Source organism: Pseudomonas sp. 2995-3 (genome assembly GCF_002742565.1).
Classification (GTDB): Bacteria; Pseudomonadota; Gammaproteobacteria; order Pseudomonadales; family Pseudomonadaceae; genus Aquipseudomonas; species Aquipseudomonas edaphica.
The window spans coordinates 1-242 of sequence record NZ_LJSB01000053.1 but is presented as its reverse complement, the minus strand read 5'-3'; the positions used below and the strand labels follow the sequence as shown (position 1 = coordinate 242).

Genomic DNA, 242 nt, shown 5'->3' with positions numbered 1-242 from the left:
TTCTCTCAAGCGTTCTTCTCGGTCCCGTAGTCGGTGAGCTAGACGGCTAGATGCATTTGCTGCAATACTGCATAATAAATCATCTAGGAAGGTGTTGACAGATTCATCTGACTTTGTATCTAATTCTTTGATAATCCCAACCTTTTCTTTATCGAGGTAACCAAATGTTGTTACAGCAATACTTCCATAGCCAAACACGGATCCGAGGGCGATTGTTTCATCGACACCGAACAGTCCTTCAT

The 242-nt window shown here is 42.6% G+C and carries 1 protein-coding gene; it reads right to left on the bottom strand.

Going from position 1 to position 242, the window contains the following annotated elements; translation table 11 throughout:
* Window positions 1-242, bottom strand: a 242-nt coding sequence (locus AOA62_RS01775; RefSeq protein WP_178075612.1) for a phosphatidylglycerophosphatase A, incomplete at both ends; no start/stop codon positions are given.